We start from the raw sequence: 2,259 nt of genomic DNA, 5'->3' as shown, positions 1-2,259 counted from the left end.
CTAAGTCAATATCTGATATGTTTATCGATTGATGTTCGCTCATTAAAATCAAATTAATTTTTTAAAATCTAAGAATATCCTAAGCTATTTATTTATCATGTATTTATTCAAAAAAGTTCACAAATGTTGCTTCTTGCCTCAACAAACGCAAAAGTTCGAAATTTTTAGGACGACCCAAATGCGCTTTAAACCCTTATAAATACTGACTTCATAAATTCGTCGAATAGTTCGGAAAGCGTACCTTCCTCTCCGCCAGCTACACTTCGCAAACTTTCCAATACCAAGAAGTTCTAATTACTACTTATATTTACTAGTAACTGCTCACAAGTCTTTTTTAATTGGCACTCATCAGATTTAAAACTTCATCATATTTTAATAAAAAATTTAATTCATAAGACTTAGGAAAATAACTACTACCCTTTGTCATGCTAGGAGTTAAATTTGCTTTCACAAAGTAACAGCTCTTATGAGCATTCATTACAATATCAATTCTGTCAAAATCTCTCGCTCCAAGAGCTTTAAATGAAGCTAAAGCTATATCAGATACTTTTTGATAAATATTAATATCTGTGTTTTTTATTTCCTTGCTAAGAATTCTTAAATCACTTTTTAACAGAGCGATAATTTCTATTAGTACAACTAGCATTGTGTCAGCATTAATAATTAATACTGTAAATTCTTCTTCCACCAAAATTGGCTCTTTGTAAATGTTGTAAAGCTCTTTAACTCTTGCCTTGCTGCCTACAAAGTTAATTACAAACAGTGCAAAGCTGCCAGAATGCTTCTGGACTGGGATTAGGAAGAGCTGTGCAAAAGAGCTTGAATTACCAAATCAACGATTGGTGATTTTGAAAGAGGTGCTAGAAATTTAAGGATTGAAACGAGGCAAAAAGTAGTTGGTATATTTGAAGATGAGGGGATTAGCTTTGAGCGTGAGAAAAGAAGAATTTTGATTGAGTTGGTAGAAAGAAGTTAGGTGAAATTACCAAGGCAAAATCTCACCATTTGAATGCCAGAATGTTCCGCTATTGGAAATAGTTAATTTATCTATTAATCCTGCAATTCTCGTTGCAGCCACATCTGGCAATATATCTCCATTTCCACCAATCATATCAGTTGATACTAGACCTGGATGAAATATTCCTACAGCAACTCCTTTTGGCTCTAAATCTACAGCTAAAGATTTACCAGCAGCGTTGAGAGCTGCTTTTGACATTCTATATCCATATCTTCCTCCACTGCCATTATCAGCAATTGATCCCATTCTACTGGTAATAATTGCAACTTTGGAAGTTTGATGAAGATTGCTGATTAATCCTTCTGTTATGCGTAAAGCACCTAATGCATTTATCTGTAATTGCTTTGCAATAGAATTGTAATCTATCTGACCTAAAGTTTCATTTAATAGGATGCCAGCGTTGTTAATTAATAGATCAATTTTTACTTCAGATAACTTTTTAAATAATGAGCTACAAGAAATACATTAAAAAAAAAGGGCCTAAATTAGGCCCTTTAAGTTAATCAATATTTTATTATTTTATTTAGCAGTTTCAAGAATTGCTTTAAATCCGTCCATATCGGTTGCTGCTATTTCAGAAAGCATTTTTCTATTAATCTCAACATTCTTTGCCTTCAAGCTACCCATTAAACGTGAATATGATGTTCCAAAAAACTTAGCTGCTGCACTAATTCTAGTTACCCAAAGTTTTCTCATTTCTCTTTTAAGTAATCTTCTTCCAACATAACTATAATACATCGCCCTCTTAACAGTCTCTGACGTATACCTATATTTAGTTCTTCGATCAAAGTGAAAACCTTTTGCTTGTTTTAAAACTTTGTTTCTTCTTCTTCTGGCCTTAAAACCTCTTCTTACTCTTGACACTTTCTACTCCTTATTTAACGAAACCAAGGGGGATAAATAATCTCTTAAGTCCCTTTTTTCGGTTATTAACTATTATGCGTATGGTAACATTCTTTCAATTTGTGCCTGATTTGCATCTGAAACATAATCAGTTTTTACTGCTCTCTTTTTTCTTTGATGAGACTTGCACTCTAAATTATGTCTTAAGCCTGCTCTTTTTCTTTTAAATCTTCCTGTTGCAGTTGCTGAAAATCTTTTTGCTGCTGCTTTTCTTGTCTTCATCTTTGGCATAACATGCACCCCGTAATATATTTAATTCATTCTTATTTCATATAAAAAAGAATAGTTATCAAAAAATAGATATCTTGTAAAAGCTTATCTTAAAATATCTACCAAAT

Annotated in this window: 4 protein-coding genes; all 4 read right to left on the bottom strand. The window is 32.4% G+C overall.

The annotated features are described in order from the left end of the window. Positions 1–334: 334 nt before the first annotated feature. The 4 genes from HOH73_06545 to rpmI all read right to left on the bottom strand — a co-directional run bounded on the left by HOH73_06545 (position 335) and on the right by rpmI (position 2,152). Positions 335–688, bottom strand: a complete 354-nt coding sequence (locus tag HOH73_06545; protein MBT5828513.1) for a hypothetical protein — start codon at positions 686–688, stop codon at positions 335–337. A 294-nt stretch (positions 689–982) separates the two neighbouring features. Beyond that, on the bottom strand, positions 983–1,480 hold the full coding sequence (locus HOH73_06540; GenBank protein ID MBT5828512.1) for an SDR family NAD(P)-dependent oxidoreductase: 498 nt from the start codon (positions 1,478–1,480) through the stop codon (positions 983–985). A 57-nt stretch (positions 1,481–1,537) separates the two neighbouring features. Beyond that, positions 1,538–1,882: a 50S ribosomal protein L20 gene (gene rplT, locus HOH73_06535; protein MBT5828511.1), complete on the bottom strand. Its 345-nt coding sequence runs from the start codon at positions 1,880–1,882 to the stop codon at positions 1,538–1,540. A gap of 72 nt (positions 1,883–1,954) precedes the next feature. Continuing rightward, positions 1,955–2,152, bottom strand: coding sequence for a 50S ribosomal protein L35 (gene rpmI, locus HOH73_06530; protein ID MBT5828510.1), 198 nt, complete (start codon positions 2,150–2,152; stop codon positions 1,955–1,957). Positions 2,153–2,259: the final 107 nt, after the last annotated feature.

The sequence above is a fragment of the Alphaproteobacteria bacterium genome (assembly GCA_018667735.1).
Taxonomy (GTDB): Bacteria; Pseudomonadota; Alphaproteobacteria; order Rickettsiales; family JABIRX01; genus JABIRX01.
The sequence above is the reverse complement of the archived record's forward strand: the minus strand, read 5'-3'. Positions and strand labels throughout refer to the sequence as shown.